At 69.4% G+C, this 15,002-nt stretch carries 12 protein-coding genes; 3 read left to right on the top strand and 9 right to left on the bottom strand.

The annotated features are described in order from the left end of the window. Nucleotides 1-5: 5 nt before the first annotated feature. From ACTMVF_RS31480 to kdpF, 9 genes are all read right to left on the bottom strand, one after another. A complete protein-coding gene (locus ACTMVF_RS31480; RefSeq protein WP_441274664.1) occupies nt 6-1,301 on the bottom strand; it encodes an extracellular solute-binding protein in 1,296 nt (431 codons plus the stop codon). 347 nt (nt 1,302-1,648) lie between these two features. After that, complete coding sequence (lysA, locus tag ACTMVF_RS31475) at nt 1,649-2,983, bottom strand: diaminopimelate decarboxylase (protein ID WP_441274479.1); 1,335 nt, start codon at nt 2,981-2,983, stop codon at nt 1,649-1,651. 12 nt (nt 2,984-2,995) lie between these two features. Beyond that, entirely contained in the window at nt 2,996-3,235 is a 240-nt protein-coding gene (locus ACTMVF_RS31470; RefSeq protein ID WP_441274478.1) for an SAV_915 family protein, read from the bottom strand. A 297-nt stretch (nt 3,236-3,532) separates the two neighbouring features. Continuing rightward, the gene (locus ACTMVF_RS31465) at nt 3,533-6,085 is read right to left on the bottom strand and encodes a DUF4118 domain-containing protein (protein ID WP_441274477.1); all 2,553 of its coding nucleotides are present in this window, start codon (nt 6,083-6,085) and stop codon (nt 3,533-3,535) included. Between the two features lie 2 nt (nt 6,086-6,087). Further along, entirely contained in the window at nt 6,088-6,771 is a 684-nt protein-coding gene (locus ACTMVF_RS31460) for a response regulator (protein WP_441274476.1), read from the bottom strand. 3 nt (nt 6,772-6,774) lie between these two features. Continuing rightward, nucleotides 6,775-7,407, bottom strand: coding sequence for a potassium-transporting ATPase subunit C (locus tag ACTMVF_RS31455; RefSeq protein ID WP_441274475.1), 633 nt, complete (start codon nt 7,405-7,407; stop codon nt 6,775-6,777). A gap of 25 nt (nt 7,408-7,432) precedes the next feature. Continuing rightward, entirely contained in the window at nt 7,433-9,562 is a 2,130-nt protein-coding gene (gene kdpB / locus ACTMVF_RS31450) for a potassium-transporting ATPase subunit KdpB (RefSeq protein WP_441274474.1), read from the bottom strand. Next, nucleotides 9,559-11,223, bottom strand: coding sequence for a potassium-transporting ATPase subunit KdpA (gene kdpA, locus ACTMVF_RS31445; RefSeq protein ID WP_441274473.1), 1,665 nt, complete (start codon nt 11,221-11,223; stop codon nt 9,559-9,561). The genes kdpB and kdpA overlap by 4 nt, the downstream gene beginning before the upstream one ends. A gap of 8 nt (nt 11,224-11,231) precedes the next feature. Beyond that, nucleotides 11,232-11,321, bottom strand: a complete 90-nt coding sequence (gene kdpF / locus ACTMVF_RS31440) for a K(+)-transporting ATPase subunit F (protein ID WP_016434100.1) — start codon at nt 11,319-11,321, stop codon at nt 11,232-11,234. Between the two features lie 545 nt (nt 11,322-11,866). Between kdpF and ACTMVF_RS31435 the strand changes: the two genes are divergently transcribed. The 3 genes from ACTMVF_RS31435 to ACTMVF_RS31425 all read left to right on the top strand — a co-directional run bounded on the left by ACTMVF_RS31435 (nt 11,867) and on the right by ACTMVF_RS31425 (nt 14,954). After that, nucleotides 11,867-13,822, top strand: coding sequence for an amino acid transporter (locus ACTMVF_RS31435; protein WP_441274472.1), 1,956 nt, complete (start codon nt 11,867-11,869; stop codon nt 13,820-13,822). Between the two features lie 177 nt (nt 13,823-13,999). Beyond that, nucleotides 14,000-14,452 carry a hypothetical protein gene (locus ACTMVF_RS31430; protein WP_441274663.1) on the top strand — a complete coding sequence of 151 codons (453 nt, stop codon included), beginning with the start codon at nt 14,000-14,002 and terminating at the stop codon, nt 14,450-14,452. Nucleotides 14,453-14,534: 82 nt separating this feature from the next. Further along, complete coding sequence (locus ACTMVF_RS31425; protein ID WP_441274471.1) at nt 14,535-14,954, top strand: TOBE domain-containing protein; 420 nt, start codon at nt 14,535-14,537, stop codon at nt 14,952-14,954. The last annotated feature ends 48 nt before the right edge of the window (nt 14,955-15,002 follow it).

Below are 15,002 nucleotides of genomic sequence, written 5' to 3'. Positions count from 1 at the left end.
GCCGGCTACTGCTCTTCCTTCGCGGTCTGCGTGATCGACTCGGTGACCTGCTGGGGGGACTTGGACCCGGCGATGAGCGCGGCCACGCTGTCGTTGACCTCCTGGCCGACGGCGGGCGCGTACGCCTGGTCGAGATAGAGCTGGAAGCCGGTGGCGCCCTTCAACTGTGCCTGTACGGCCTTGATGTTGGGGTCAGTGAGGGCGCTCTCGGCCGCCGGCACCACCGGCAGGACCCCGGTCTTCTTGACCAGTTCCACGTCCGTGGCCTCGGAGGCGAAGAACTTCAGGAAGTCGACGGCGGCCTGCGGCGCCCCGCTGCGCAGGGCGTGTCCGCCGCCCCCGCCGAACACCTCGGTGATCGCGCCCTTGCCGCCCTCGACCGTGGGGAACGGGAAGAAGCCGAGGTCGTCACCGAGGCCCTTGCCGGAGTCCGCCTGGACGACGGGCGCCCACTGGCCCATGAGCTCCATCGCCGCCTTACCGTTGCCGACGGCCGCGGCCTGACCGGTGGGGGTGGAGTAAGCGGCGCCGAGGAAGCCCTTCTGGAAGGGCTGGAGGTCGACGAGCTCCTGGAGGTGCTGACCGGCCTGGACGAAAGCGTCGTCGGTGAAGTCCTTGTCGTCGTAGGCCTTCTGCACGGCGGCGGCACCGGCGGTGCGCATCGCGAGGTAGGCCCAGTAGTACATGCCGGGCCACTTCTCCTTGCCGGCCAGGGCCAGGGGGGTGGTGCCCTTCGCCTTCAGCTCGCGTACGGCGTCGAGGAAGCCGCTCCAAGTCGTCGGCGGCTCGGTGATGCCCGCGTCCTTGAAGAGTGCCTTGTTGTACCAGAACCCGATCATGCCCATGTCGAACGGGATGCCGTACACCTTCTCGTCGAGGAGGTACGGCTCCTTCGCGACCGGCAGCAGGCCGCCGGCGAAGTCCTTCGTCCGGTCGGTGAGGTCCTCGACGAGCCCGGCATCGACCTGCTGCTTGAGCACGCCGCCGCCCCAGGTGTGGAAGATGTCGGGCAGCTTTCCGGAAGCGGTCAGCGCCGTCATCTTGGACTTGAAGGCCTCGTTCTCCAGCTGGACGATCTTTATCTTCACCTTGGGGTTCTGGGCCTCGAACTTCTTGGCAAGCGCCGCCCAGACGCTCTTGGCCGGCTCGGTGGTGGAGATGTTCCACCACTCGATGGTGGTCGTCCCGTCCGACGACCCTCCGTCCGCGTCGCCACCGCAACCACTCAGTGCCGTCATGCTCAGACCGGCCACGGCGGAGGTGGCGAGGAAGCCGCGGCGGGACAGTCCCGGGTCGCCCATCATGCGCTCCTTGGGTACGGGACGGCCCGTCCTCGGCCGTCCACTGGATCGAAAGTTTCGGAGTTGATCCAGAAAGCTGCGTCGTTGCCGCACCCTAGAGACAGCTGCCAAACGCTGGCAACCCCTTGTACGTGGTGAATCTGCCGCCAACTGCTACTGCGAGGGCTGGGATTGAGGGATGTCGGCGCCGACGTGAGGGCAAGTAGCCCGCGCCCGAAACATTCGACCTGGTGGACGAACCTTACGGAGGGTCTGCGGGGGGGGGGACGAGGGTGCCGGACCACGGCGCCTCCGGACGAGGGCCGGGCCGTCTCTCCTCCTGAGGCGGGGCGGGGATGCCCCGCCGGCTACAGGCCGACGTCGCGGCTGCGGATGTCTTCCAAGGACTCGCGGCGGATCAGGAGCCGAGCGTGGCCGTCGTCCACGGCAACCACCGGTGGGCGGCCGACCAGGTTGTAGCCGGAGGCCATGGACAGGTGGTAGGCGCCGGCGGCCGGGACGGCGAGCAGGTCTCCGGGACGGATGTCGGCGGGGAGGCCGACCTCGGCGGCGACGACGTCGCCCGCCTCACAGTGACGGCCCACCACGGTCACCGGGGTCGGGGCGGCGGTGCTGTGCCGGCCCACGAGACGGGGCGCGTACCGGACGCCGTACAGGGCAGGTCGGGGGTTGTCGCTCATGCCGCCATCGACGGCGACGTACGTCTGTGAGCCGGTGCGTTTGACGGCGAGGACGTGGTAGAGCGCGATCCCCGCCGGGCCCGCTATCGCCCGTCCGGGTTCGATGATGAGGCGCGGCACGGTGAGCCCCGCTGCCGTGCACGCCTCGATCAGCTCCGCACGCACCTTGCGGGCCAGCAGGGGCAGATCCAAGGCCGGCTCACCGGGCCGGTAGGCGATGCCGTGGCCGCCGCCCAGGTCGAGTTCGGGCAGGACCAGGCCGTGCTGTTCGTGCAGGCGGGCCATGAGGCCCACCAGGCGCCGTACGGCGGCCAGGTAGGGCTTGACGCTGGTGATCTGTGAGCCCAAGTGACAGTGCAGGCCGGTCAGTTGGTGCTGTGGCTGGTCGAGGATGCGGGCGATGGCGTGCTGCGCGTACCCGTCGGAGACGGACAGACCGAACTTCTGGTCCTCGGTGCCGGTGCGGATCTTCTCGTGGCCGCCGGCGCTGATCCCGGGCACGACGCGAACCATCACCCTCTGGTGGCCGCCGGCCCCGACCGCCGCGGCCAGCCGGGCGATCTCCGACGGGCTGTCGATGACGATACGGCCGACCCCGAGACGCAGGGCCGTCTCCAGATCGCGCGGAGACTTGGCGTTGCCGTGCAGCACGACCCTGTCCGGCGGGAATCCGGTGGTGACCGCGAGTTCGAGTTCGCCGGCCGAGCAGACGTCGAGTCCGAGTCCCTCCTCGTCGATCCAGTGGACCATCGCCCGGCACAGGAACGCCTTGGCCGCGTACAGGACTTCGGCGTCGGGGAAGACGTGCCGGTAGGTACGGCAGCGTTCACGCACCTCGGCCTCGTCCAGGACGTAGACGGGAGTGCCGAAGCGATCGGCGACCTCGGCCAGGGGCACGCCGCCGACGGAAAGGTCGCCCGGCCGGGGCTCGGCGGTGGAGACGGGCCACACGGACAGGGCGTCGGCGCCGGAGGGGATCGAGGGTTCGTGGAGGGTGGTCATGGTGTGGTCCCCTCAGCCGATCCGCGAGGCGGGAACAGGGACGACGGACTCGACCGGGGCGGGAGCCGGTGCCGCGAACTGGGGATCCAGTGTGAGGGTGGTGACACCGAGCGGTGCCGTCAGCGCGCGCAGCGCGGGCTCGGCGAGCCCGATCCACGCCTGGTCCGGGCCGAGCGTGGCGATCAACTGCCGTTCGGAGGTGAAGCCGACGGCCGTACGGTCGCCGAGAGCTGTGCGGAAGAGGCACGTCACCCACCCCGATGGTCCCGACCGGACCGGAACGTACAGCGGGCCGGCCGGGGACCGATCAGAGGGCTCCGGGTCTTCGTCGGACAGGGTGTCTGGCATGGGGTGCCTCCGGGTGGATTCAGGTGGGTCGGACGAGTAGCTCGGCAGCCCCGGACGCGGGGAGGCGGACCGGGGCTTGCCACTGACGCTATGCCCGGCGGCCGGGGTTTCGGACGGCCCATGACGCGATGCTGACGGCGATCGGTCGGATGCTGACGGCACGCTGACACACGGTCCGCCCCGGCCCGCCACATCCAGCCGCTACGAAACAACCGCAGCCGGCACCCCCGACTCCCCCGGCTCCGCCGGACCGCGCCCCCGCGCCATCCGCAGACTCAGCACCATGGTCAGCCCGCCACCAGGCGTGTCCTCGGCGTTGATCGTGCCGCCCATCGCCTCGGCGAAGCCCCGTGCGACGGCGAGGCCGAGTCCGACCCCCGCGCCGCGCGGGGCGTCGCCGTAACGCTGGAAGGGCTCGAAGATGCGTTCCTTGGCCTCGTCGGGGACGCCCGGGCCGCGGTCGACCACCCGGACCTCGACGCGGTCGGCGATGGCGCTCCCGGAGACCAGCACCGGCTTGTCCCGCGGGCTGTACTTGACGGCGTTCTCGACGACGTTGGCGACGACGCGCTCCAGCAGACCCTTGTCGACGGTGACCATCGGCAGCGTCTCGGGGATGTCCAGCTCGACGCTGTCCTCGGGTACGCCACCGAGGGCCATCGGCACCACCTCGTCGAGGTCGATCTCCCGGATCAGCGGCGTGACCGTGCCGGTCTGCAGGCGGGACATGTCCAGCAGGTTGCCGACCAGGTGGTCGAGGCGGTCGGCGCCCTCCTCGATCGCCTCCAGCAGCTCCGCCCGGTCCTCCTCGGACCATGCGACGTCGTCCGAACGCAGTGACGAGACCGACGCCTTGATGCCGGCGAGAGGGGTGCGGAGATCGTGGCTGACGGCGGCCAGCAGCGCCGTACGGATCCGGTTGCCCTCGGCCAGCCCCTTGGCCTGGTCGGCCTCGCGCTGGAGGCGCTGGCGGTCCAGCACCACAGCGGACTGCGCGGCGAAGGCGGCGAGCACCCGGCGGTCCTCGGCGGGCAGCACCCGGCCGGTCAGCGCCAGGGTCAGGTGGTCACCGACCGGCACGTCGACGTCCGCGTCCTCGGGGTCGCGGCAGGGCCGCGGGCCCACGCTGCCCGCGCAGGTCCAGGGGGCGACGTCGCTCTCCCGCTCCAGCAGCGCCACCGACCCCATGCCGAACGTCTCCCGTACGCGCTCCAGCAGCGCCTCCAGGCTGGTCTCGCCACGCAGCACGTTCCCGGCGAGGAAGGAGAGGATCTCCGACTCGGCGCGCAGCCGGGCCGCCTGGTGGGTGCGGCGGGCCGCCAGGTCGACCACGGAGGCCACCGCCACCGCCACCCCGATGAAGATCGCGATGGCGACGATGTTCTCGGGGTCGGCGATAGTCAGCGTGTGCACGGGCGGGGTGAAGAACCAGTTCAGCAGCAGTGAGCCGACCACCGCCGAGGCCAGTGCCGGCAGCAGGCCGCCGAGGAGCGCCGCGGCGACCGTCAGCGACAGGTACAGCAACATGTCGTTGGCGAGGCCGACTTCGGGGGCGACGTTCGTCAGCAGCAGGGTGAGGACGACGGGGCCGAGCACGCCGACCAGCCAGCCCCAGATGATCCGCGCCCGGCCGAGGCGCGCGCTGCGGGCCACGGGCAGCCCGCGCCCCTTGCCCGCCTCGTCGTGGGTGATGAGGTGGACATCGAGGTCGGGGCCGGAATCCCGGGCGATGGTGGCGCCGACGCCGGGCCCGAAGACGTACTGCCAGCTCTTGCGACGGGACACGCCGAGCACGATCTGGGTGGCGTTGACGCCGCGCGCGAAGTCCAGCAGGGCCGCGGGGACGTCGTCGCCGACGACGTGGTGGAAGGTGCCGCCGAGGTCCTCCACCAGCCCGCGCTGCACGGCCAGTTCCTTCGGCGACGCGGACGTCAGCCCGTCGCTGCGGGCGATGTAGACGGCCAGTACCTCGCCGCCGGCGCCCTTCTCCGCGAGCCGCGCGGCCCGGCGGATCAGGGTCCGTCCTTCCGGGCCGCCCGTGAGCCCTACGACGATCCGCTCCCTGGACCCCCATATCGTCGAGACCTCGTGCTCGCTGCGGTACGCGTTGAGGTACTCGTCGACCCGGTCGGCCACCCAGAGCAGGGCCAGTTCGCGCAGCGCGGTGAGGTTGCCGGGCCGGAAGTAGTTGGAGAGGGCGGCGTCCACCTTGTCGGGCTGGTAGATGTTGCCGTGCGCCATCCGCCGCCGCAGCGCCTGTGGCGACATGTCGACCAGCTCGACCTGGTCGGCACGGCGTACCACCTCGTCCGGCACGGTCTCCTGCTGCCGGACGCCGGTGATCGACTCCACCACGTCCCCCAGCGACTCCAGGTGCTGGATGTTGACCGTGGAGATCACATCGATGCCGGCGGCCAGGAGCTCCTCCACGTCCTGCCAGCGCTTGGCGTTGCGCGAGCCGGGGATGTTGGTGTGGGCCAGCTCGTCCACCAGCGCCACTCGGGGCCCCCGGGCCAGGACGGCGTCGATGTCCATCTCCGTGAAGGAGGTGCCCCGGTACTCCAGTTCCTTGCGCCGGATCTGCTCCAGGCCGTGCAGCATCACCTCGGTGCGCGGCCGGTGATGGTGCTCCACGAACGCGACCACGCAGTCGGTGCCGCGCTCGATCCGCCGGTGCGCCTCGGACAGCATCGCGTAGGTCTTGCCGACGCCCGGTGCCGCGCCGAGGTAGATCCGAAGCTTGCCGCGTGCCATGTTCACCCTTCGAAGCGGTAACCCATGCCGGGTTCGGTGATGAGATAGCGGGGGTGTGAGGGGTCCGCCTCGAGTTTTCGGCGCAGTTGGGCCATGTAGACCCGCAGGTAGTTGGTCTTGCCGCTCCGGGACATGCCCCAGACCTCCTGGAGCAGGTACTTGTGCGGGACGAGGCGACCGGGGTTGGTCACCAGGATCTCCAGCAGATGCCACTCGGTCGGGGTGAGACGTACGTCGCGGCCGGCCCGTACGACCTTCTTGGCCAGCAGGTCGATGGTGAACGCCTCCGTCTCCACCCGCGCCGTCCCGGGGACGAGGGACGAGTCCTCGGTACGGCGGACGGCGGCCCGCAACCGGGCCATGAGCTCGTCCATGCTGAAGGGCTTGGTGACGTAGTCGTCGGCTCCCGCGTCGAGCGCGGCCACCTTCTCGACGGAGGCCTGACGGGCCGACAGCACCAGGATCGGCATACGGGACCAGCCGCGCAGGGCCCTGATGACGTCGACCCCGTCCATGTCGGGCAGGCCGAGGTCGAGCATCACCACGTCCGGCTGACGCGCGGCCGCCAGCCGGAGGGCCGTGGCGCCGTCGGGCGCCGCGTCCACTCCGTACCGGCGTGCCTGCATGTTGATCACGAGTGCTCGTACCAGCTGGGGGTCGTCTTCCACGACCAGCACCCGGGTCATCGGTCAGCTGCCCTTGACCAGTTCCTTGACCGCGATGTTGAGCTCCAGGACGTTCACCCGGGGCTCCCCCATGAAGCCGAGCGTGCGTCCCTCGGTGTGCTCGTCGACCAGCCTGCGCACCTGGGCGACGGACAGGCCGTTCCGCTCGGCGACACGGTGGACCTGGATGTCCGCGTACTGCGGGGAGATGTCCGGGTCGAGTCCGGAGCCGGAGGACGTCACCGCGTCGGCGGGCACGTCGGTCGGCTCGACCTTGTAGTCGGCGGTGGAGTTGTCCTTGACGACCTTGGCCTTCGCCTCCGTCACCCACTTGATCAGCTCGGGGTTGTCCCCGGAGCGGTTCGTGGCGCCGGACAGGATCAGCTTGTACTGGGTGTTGACCGAGTTCTCCCCCAGCCCGCCCGCCGGGCGGGGCTGGAAGTAGTCAAGGCTGTAGCCCTGTTGACCGATCAGCGAGGAACCGACGACCTTGCCGTCCGCCTTGATCTCCGAGCCGTTCGCCTTGTTGGGGAAGAGGGCCTGGGCCACACCTGTGACGGCCAGCGGATAGGCGACGCCTGTGAGCAGGGTCAGCACGAGCAGCGCCCGCAGGCCCGCGGCCAGCAAGCGGCCGGTGTTCGCAACGGAGTTGTTCATGGTCCTTCACCACGCTTCTGAAGCATTACAGCCCGGGGATCAGAGAGATGAGCAGGTCGATGATCTTGATGCCGATGAACGGGGCGATCAGACCGCCCAGCCCGTAGAGGGTGAGGTTCCGCCGCAGCATGCGATCCGCGCTGACCGGGCGGTACCGCACGCCCTTCAGGGACAGCGGTACGAGCGCGATGATGACCAGCGCGTTGAAGACGACCGCGGACAGGATCGCGGAGTCCGGCGAGGACAGGCCCATGATGTTGAGCTTGTCCAGGCCCGGGTGGACGGCCGCGAACAGCGCCGGGATGATCGCGAAGTACTTCGCGACGTCGTTGGCGATGGAGAACGTGGTCAGCGCACCGCGCGTGATCAGCAACTGCTTGCCGATCTCGACGATCTCGATGAGCTTGGTCGGGTTGGAGTCGAGGTCGACCATGTTGCCGGCCTCCTTCGCGGCCGACGTACCGGTGTTCATCGCCACGCCGACGTCCGCCTGCGCGAGCGCGGGCGCGTCGTTCGTGCCGTCACCGGTCATCGCGACCAGCTTGCCGCCGGCCTGCTCCCGCTTGATCAGCGCCATCTTGTCCTCGGGAGTGGCCTCCGCGAGGAAGTCGTCGACGCCCGCCTCGTCGGCGATCGCCTTGGCGGTCAGCGGGTTGTCACCCGTGATCATGACGGTCTTGATGCCCATGCGGCGCAGTTCCTCGAACCGCTCCCGCATGCCGTCCTTGACGACATCCTTGAGGTGGATGACGCCCAACACCCGTGCTCCGTCGGCGTCTTCGACCGCGACCAGCAGCGGAGTGCCACCGGCCGCGGAGATGCGGCCCGCGATCCGGTCCGCGTCGTCGGCGACCGTGCAGCCCTGCTCCCGCACCCAGGCGATGACCGAACCGGCGGCGCCCTTGCGGATCTTGCGCCCGTCGACGTCCACACCGGACATCCGGGTCTGCGCGGTGAAGGCGATCCACTCGGCACCGGCCAACTCGCCCTGGTGGCGCTCGCGCAGGCCGTACCTCTCCTTCGCCAGGACGACGACGGAGCGGCCCTCGGGCGTCTCGTCGGCCAGCGACGACAGCTGGGCGGCGTCCGCGACCTCGGCCTCCGTCGCGCCGCCGACCGGCATGAACTCGGCCGCCTGGCGGTTGCCGAGCGTGATGGTGCCGGTCTTGTCGAGCAGCAGCGTGGAGACATCACCGGCGGCCTCGACCGCGCGGCCGGACATGGCGAGTACGTTGCGCTGGACCAGTCGGTCCATGCCGGCGATGCCGATCGCGGAGAGCAGAGCGCCAATGGTCGTGGGAATCAGGCAGACCAGCAGGGCGACCAGTACCACCATCGTCAGGTGCGTGCCCGCGTAGTCCGCGAGGGGCGGCAGCGTGGCCACCGCGAGCAGGAAGACGATCGTCAGGGATGCGAGCAGGATGTTCAGCGCGATCTCGTTCGGCGTCTTCTGCCGGGCCGCGCCCTCGACCAGGTTGATCATCCGGTCGATGAAGGTCTCACCGGGCTTCGTCGTGATCTTGACGACGATGCGGTCGGAGAGCACCTTCGTACCGCCGGTGACCGCCGAACGGTCACCGCCGGACTCACGGATGACCGGCGCCGACTCACCGGTGATCGCCGACTCGTCGACGGACGCGACACCCTCGACGACATCACCGTCGCCCGGGATGACATCGCCCGCTTCACAGACGACCAGGTCGCCGATCGTCAACTCGGTGCCGGGCACACGCTCTTCGACCGACCCGTGGAGCCGCCGGGCCACCGTGTCCGTCTTGGCCTTGCGCAGGGTGTCGGCCTGGGCTCTGCCGCGGCCCTCGGCGACGGCCTCCGCCAGGTTGGCGAAGATCACGGTCAGCCACAGCCAGGCGCTGATGGTCCAGCCGAACCAGTCGCCCGGGTCCTTGAAGGAGAAGACCGTGGTCAGCACCGAGCCGATCCACACCACGAACATCACGGGCGACTTGACCATCACCCGCGGATCGAGCTTGCGGAAGGCGTCCGGCAGCGACTTGACCAGCTGCTTCGGATCGAACAGGCCCGCACCCACACGGCCCTCGGGGGACTTGGGCCCGGTGGGTGGGTCGCTGTGCGGCGCCCGGGTCGGAGTGGCTGTGGACATGGAGTCCTCGTGATTCGTTACGTCGGTTGTCATGACGCCAGCCCCTCGGCCAGCGGCCCCAGCGCCAATGCCGGGAAGTACGTCAGACCGGTGATGATGAGGATCGCGCCCACCAACAGGCCGGTGAACAGCGGCTTCTCGGTGCGCAGGGTGCCCGCGGTGGCCGGAACCGGCGTCTGTTCGGCGAGGGAACCCGCCAGCGCCAGCACGAACACCATCGGCAGGAAGCGGCCGAACAGCATGCACAGGCCGAGCGTGGTGTTGAACCACTGCGTGTCCGCGTTCAGACCGGCGAAGGCCGAGCCGTTGTTGTTGGAGGCGGACGTGTAGGCGTAGAGGATCTCGGAGAATCCGTGCGCCCCGCTGTTGGTCATGGAGTTCGCCGGGGTCGGCAGGGCCATCGCGAAGGCGGTGAAGATCAGCACCAGGGCCGGGGTGATCAGGATGTAGCAGGCCGCGAGCTTGATCTCGCGGGTGCCGATCTTCTTGCCCAGGTACTCGGGCGTACGGCCGACCATCAGACCGGCGATGAACACCGCGATGATCGCCATGACCAGCATGCCGTACAGGCCGGAGCCGGTACCGCCGGGCGCGATCTCGCCCAGCATCATGCCGAGCATGGTGATGCCGCCGCCGAGGCCGGTGAAGGAGGAGTGGAAGGAGTCCACCGCTCCGGTCGAGGTGAGGGTGGTCGACGTCGCGAAGATCGACGAGGCGCCGACACCGAAGCGGACCTCCTTGCCCTCGTACGCCCCGCCCGCGATGTCGAACGCCGGACCGTGGTGGGCGAACTCGGTCCACATCATCAGGGCCGTGAAGCCGACCCAGATGGTGCCCATGGTCGCGAGAATCGCGTAGCCCTGCTTCACGCTGCCGACCATCAGGCCGAAAGTGCGGGTGAGCGCGAACGGGATGACGAGGATCAGGAAGATCTCGAAGAGGTTCGAGAAGGGGGTGGGGTTCTCCAAAGGGTGGGCGCTGTTGGCGTTGAAGTAGCCGCCGCCGTTTGTGCCGATCTCCTTGATCGCCTCCTGCGAGGCCACCGCGCCGCCGTTCCACTGCTGCGAGCCGCCCATGAACTGCCCGACCTCATGGATGCCGGAGAAGTTCTGGATGGCACCGCAGGCGACGAGCACGACCGCAGCAACCGCGGCAAGCGGCACCAGGATGCGTACGACACCCCGCACCAAGTCGGCCCAGAAGTTACCCAGTTCACCGGTGCGCGAGCGCGCGAACCCCCGCACCAGCGCCACCGCGACGGCGATACCGACGGCCGCGGAGACGAAGTTCTGCACGGCCAGCCCGGCGGTCTGCACGACGTGGCCCATGGACTGCTCGCCGTAGTACGACTGCCAGTTGGTGTTGGTCACGAAGGACACGGCGGTGTTGAACGCCTGGTCCGGGTCGATGGACGAGAAGCCGAGCGAACCCGGCAGGACGCCCTGGAGCCGCTGCAGCAGGTAGAGGAAGAGAACGCCGACGACGGAGAAGGCGAGGACGCCGCGCAGATACGCGGTCCAGCGCATCTCGGTGTCCGGGTCGGCACCGATGCCCTTGTAGATCCACTTCTCGACCCGCCAGTGCTTGTCGGAGGAGTAGACCCTGGCCATGTGGGTGCCAAGGGGTAGGTAAGCGAGGGCCAGCGCGCCGATCAGGGCGAGCAGTTGGAGGACGCCGGCGAGTACGGGACCCATGGCTGCTCTCAGAACCTCTCCGGGAAGATCAGGGCGAGGACGAGATAGCCCAGCAGGGCGACGGCCACGACGAGGCCGACGATGTTCTCGGCGGTCACAGCTTGGTCACCCCCTTGGCGACGAGAGCCACCAGCGCGAAGCACGCGATCGTGGTGACGACGAAGGCCAGATCGGCCATCGTGAGCTCCTGGAGTGAGGTTCGTCGGACAGGGACGCTTGGAGAAAACACCGTCGATGGCCGCGATCGACCGCCATTGACGCGTCCCTTACGGCGCTCTGCGCGGCTTTGACGGGACTCATACGCCGGCTGCGGCAATGTCAGGGCGACATCCACTCCGGCGCCGGGCGTGCACGCCCTCTACGGCGCAGCGGGGCTCCTCCGGGGGCGGAGAAGCCCCGCACCATGACGCTGCGTGTCCGCCGTCACAAGACAGCCGCGCATCCCCCGCCCGGCCGACCCCGTGCCCGAACAGCCCCGGAGCTCGACTCTTGACGTGCGGCCCACCCCGACACGGTGAGTCTTAACGGAAGCTTGACGCCCACAGCCCCCTGATCCGTGGGCCCATGCGTCACTCTCTGCTTACGCTGGTGCCGCCGTCCGGGTGATGGCCGGAACCGCACGCCGCACATCAGGAGCACGCAGATGGCCACCACCGAACACCCCCCGCCCAGTCGCCTGCGCGCCTGGATGCTGGAGGGCCTGTCCGACATGGGCAAGGGCCATGGGCGGCAGGCAGAACGGCCCGAACCCGAACCGGAGCACAAGGGCCAGCCCTGGTACCGCGTCATGTGCCTCACCGGTGTCGACTACTTCTCGACCCTCGGCTACCAGCCGGGCATCGCCGCGCTCGCCGCCGGCCTGCTCTCTCCTGTCGCGACCGTCGTCCTGGTCATAGTCACCCTGGCCGGCGCCCTGCCGGTCTACCGCCGCGTGGCCGAGGAAAGCCCCCACGGCGAGGGCTCGATCGCGATGCTGGAACGGCTCCTGACCTTCTGGAAGGGCAAGCTGTTCGTCCTGACCCTGCTCGGCTTCGCCGCCACCGACTTCCTGATCACCATCACCCTGTCGGCGGCCGACGCCTCGACGCACCTGGTCGAGAACCCGCACCTGAACAGCGCCCTGCACGACCAGCAGATGCTGATCACCCTCATCCTCGTGGCCCTGCTCGGCGCGGTCTTCCTCAAGGGCTTCCTGGAGGCGATCGGCGTCGCGGTCGCCCTGGTCGGCCTCTACCTCGCGCTGAACGCCGTCGTCGTGGCCGTCGGCCTATACCACGTCCTCACCGAGGGGCACGTCGTCACCGACTGGTCCAGCGCCCTCACCGCCGAACACGGCAACGTGTTCGTCATGATCGGCGTCGCCCTGATCGTCTTCCCCAAGCTCGCCCTCGGCCTCTCCGGCTTCGAGACCGGCGTCGCGGTGATGCCGCACGTCAAGGGCGACCCGGACGACACCGAGGAACGTCCGACGGGGCGGATCCGGGACACGAAGAAGCTGCTCACCACCGCCGCCCTGATCATGAGCTGCTTCCTGATCACGACGAGCTTCATCACCACGCTGCTGATCCCGGAGAAGGAGTTCGAGTCGGGCGGCCAGGCCAACGGCCGGGCGCTGGCGTTCCTCGCGCACGAGTACCTCGGCGGCGCCTTCGGCACGATCTACGACGTCTCGACGATCGCCATCCTGTGGTTCGCCGGCGCCTCCGCCATGGCCGGCCTGCTCAACCTGATGCCCCGCTATCTGCCCCGATACGGCATGGCCCCGCACTGGGCACGCGCCGTGCGCCCGATGGTCATCGTCTTCACCCTCATCGCCTTCCTGGTCACCTGGATCTTCGACGCCGACGTCGACGCCCAGGGCGGCGCGTACGCCACGGGCGTGCTGGTCCTCATCAGCTCCGCCGCGATCGCCGTGACCATCGCGGCCCGCAAGGCCGGTCAGCGCGGATGGTTCATCGCCTTCGCGGTCATCTCGGCGGTGTTCCTCTACACGACCGTCATGAACGTCATCGAGCGCCCCGACGGCGTGAAGATCGGCGCCTGCTTCATCGCCGGCATCATCCTGGTCTCGCTCCTGTCCCGGCTGGCCCGCGCCTTCGAACTGCGCGTGACCGACGTGACGCTCGACGACATGGCGGAACGTTTCATCCGGGACATGGCCAACCGCAAGATCCGGTTCATCGCCAATGAGCCCGACCGGCGGGACACCGCCGAGTACCGCGACAAGATCGAGCAGATCCGGGCGGACAACGACGTCCCCGGCCAGGAGGACTTCGTCTTCGTCGAGGTGACGGTCACCGACCCGTCCGAGTTCGAGTCCGGCCTGACCGTACGCGGCGAGGTCCTGCACAACCGCTACCGCGTCCTGACCCTGGAGTCCTCCTCCATCTCCAACGCCCTGGCCGCACTGCTCCTGCATGTCCGCGACACGACCGGCCGCATCCCGCACATCTACTTCGAGTGGACCGAGGGCAACCCCTTCGCCAACTTCCTGCGCTTCTTCCTCTTCGGCCAGGGCGAAGTCGCCCCGGTCACCCGCGAGGTGCTGCGCGAGGCGGAGCCGGACCGGGACCGCAGGCCCCGGGTGCACACCGGCTGAAACGGCCGCGGACATCAGAATCGCGTCAAGGTTGCACCGTAAGGCGTCAGAGCACCGGGAAGCGGCGGCCGTTCCGGCGCCCTGGCCCCTACCGTCTGCACTGTGCCGTCCGGAGGAAGCAGACCGCGTCCGGCCCCGACCGGCGACCGCCACTGGCGTGTCGACGCTCGCTTCGCCATGGGCTGCGCGCTGGCCTTCCTCGGCATGGCTCTGCTGGTCGACTATGACGCGCAGACCCTGACCCCGCCGCGCGCTCTGCTGTGGCTGGTGCTGACGGCCGTGGTCTTCACGATCCTGCTCCCGCAGCGCGTCACCGCGGGCCCGGGGTGGCTGGCGGTACGGGGTCTCGTACGACGGCAGGCGGTGCGCACGGACGCGCTGGTGACGGTACGGCAGTACGGCGACATCTCCGCCCACCTGACCCTGTGCGACACGGGTGGCCGCCGCCTGGAACTGGACCCACGGATCCTCGTCGCCAACCCGCTGCTGTGGCACGAGGTGGACACCGGGGTACGCCGCTCACGCCAACGAGGGACGCTGCGCGAGGGTGCGGACGTACTGGAGCGGCTGGGACATCAGATCGACGACGCCACGACGCAAGCGGTGCTCAAGGCGTCGGGGATCTCCTGACCTCCGCACTACGGTAGGGACCGCCCCAAAAGCCTCAATCGATACCAAACACCCCTACCCCACCACTTGCGAGGCGTCCTCCATGACCCTGAGCATCCGCAACCAACTCCCCGGCACGATCACCGCCATCACCCCCGGCGAGGTCATGGCAACGGTCAAGCTCCGCCTCACCGGCGGCCAGGACCTCACCGCGGCGATCACCCTGGAGGCCGTCGAGGAACTCGGCCTGGCCGAGGGCACCGCCGTGAACGCCCTCATGAAAGCGACGGAGATCTCCCTCGCCACGGCCCCGGTCGACGGCCTGTCCACCCGCAACCGGCTGCCCGGCACGATCACCGGCATCGCCACGGGGGGCGCGATGGCGTCGATCAAGGTCGCCGTGGAGGGCGGTGCCCTGACCGCGGTCATCACCAGGGACGCCGCCACCGACCTCGCGCTCTCCCTCGGAGCCCCGGTCGTCGCGCTCATCAAGGCGACCGACGTGGCCCTGGCGACGGCGTGACGCGGAAGGGCTCCGCCCGGCCGGGTACGCCAGGGCGGAGCCCTTCCT

It is taken from the genome of Streptomyces sp. SD31, assembly GCF_052068475.1.
Taxonomy (GTDB): domain Bacteria; phylum Actinomycetota; class Actinomycetes; order Streptomycetales; family Streptomycetaceae; genus Streptomyces.
Note: the sequence above shows the minus strand (reverse complement) of the source record. Positions and strands in the feature narration are given on the sequence as shown.

Bases quoted from the DNA above. Each gene is read 5' to 3' on its own strand.
- lysA (WP_441274479.1), bottom strand. From the start codon at position 2,983: ATGACCACCCTCCACGAACCCTCGATCCCCTCCGGCGCCGACGCCCTG.
- ACTMVF_RS31425 (WP_441274471.1), top strand. From the start codon at position 14,535: ATGACCCTGAGCATCCGCAACCAACTCCCCGGCACGATCACCGCCATC.
- kdpA (WP_441274473.1), bottom strand. From the start codon at position 11,223: ATGGGTCCCGTACTCGCCGGCGTCCTCCAACTGCTCGCCCTGATCGGC.
- kdpB (WP_441274474.1), bottom strand. From the start codon at position 9,562: ATGACAACCGACGTAACGAATCACGAGGACTCCATGTCCACAGCCACT.
- ACTMVF_RS31455 (WP_441274475.1), bottom strand. From the start codon at position 7,407: ATGAACAACTCCGTTGCGAACACCGGCCGCTTGCTGGCCGCGGGCCTG.
- ACTMVF_RS31465 (WP_441274477.1), bottom strand. From the start codon at position 6,085: ATGGCACGCGGCAAGCTTCGGATCTACCTCGGCGCGGCACCGGGCGTC.
- ACTMVF_RS31480 (WP_441274664.1), bottom strand. From the start codon at position 1,301: ATGGGCGACCCGGGACTGTCCCGCCGCGGCTTCCTCGCCACCTCCGCC.
- ACTMVF_RS31435 (WP_441274472.1), top strand. From the start codon at position 11,867: ATGGCCACCACCGAACACCCCCCGCCCAGTCGCCTGCGCGCCTGGATG.
- ACTMVF_RS31460 (WP_441274476.1), bottom strand. From the start codon at position 6,771: ATGACCCGGGTGCTGGTCGTGGAAGACGACCCCCAGCTGGTACGAGCA.
- ACTMVF_RS31430 (WP_441274663.1), top strand. From the start codon at position 14,000: ATGGGCTGCGCGCTGGCCTTCCTCGGCATGGCTCTGCTGGTCGACTAT.